The 621-nt window shown below is 58.5% G+C and carries 1 protein-coding gene; it reads right to left on the reverse strand.

Features of this window, described 5'->3' with window-relative positions; genetic code table 11:
* A partial coding sequence (locus tag FV242_RS34115; RefSeq protein WP_147942055.1) for an integrase core domain-containing protein occupies nucleotides 1-621 on the reverse strand: 621 nt, incomplete at both ends.

The following is a 621-nucleotide window of genomic DNA, read 5'->3' on the forward strand; positions in this document are numbered from 1 at the left end:
TGACGGGTCGATCCTGAAGCGATTGGGTTCTTTCGTCCAGGCGTTCAAGATGAACTCAGTTGGTGTCAGGCCCCGCAGGGTCTTGAGCCTGCGAGCATGATTGTAGGCATCGACGAACAGGTGCAGATGCGTTCGAAGCTGGTCGTGGCTGTCGTAGTGGTAGCGCTTGACCGTCGCCTCCTTGATCGTGCGGTTCATCCGCTCGACCTGTCCGTTGGTCCAAGGATGGTTCACCTTGGTAAGCCGATGCTCGATGTCGTGCTCGTTGCAGACGCGGTCGAAGATGTGCTGGCTATCGTAGATGTCCTGTCGGCGTGATATGAACTGAACGCCGTTGTCTGTGAGCACGGTGTGGATGCGGTAAGGCACCGCCTCGATGAAATCGCGCAGGAACTGCGCCGCCTCCATCTTGCCGGCGCTCTCCACGAGCCGAACGAAGGCAAACTTGCTGGTTCGATCAATGGCTACGAACAGCCTGAGCTTACCTTCGGCCGTGCTCACCTCAGCGATGTCGACGTGCACATAGCCGATGGCGTAGGTCGCAAAGCGCTGCTTCTTGGGTTTGTTGCCGTCGATCTCGGGTAGTCGGCTGATGCCATGCCGTTCCAGGCAGCGATGCAG

The organism is Methylobacterium sp. WL64, assembly GCF_008039945.1.
GTDB lineage: Bacteria > Pseudomonadota > Alphaproteobacteria > Rhizobiales > Beijerinckiaceae > Methylobacterium.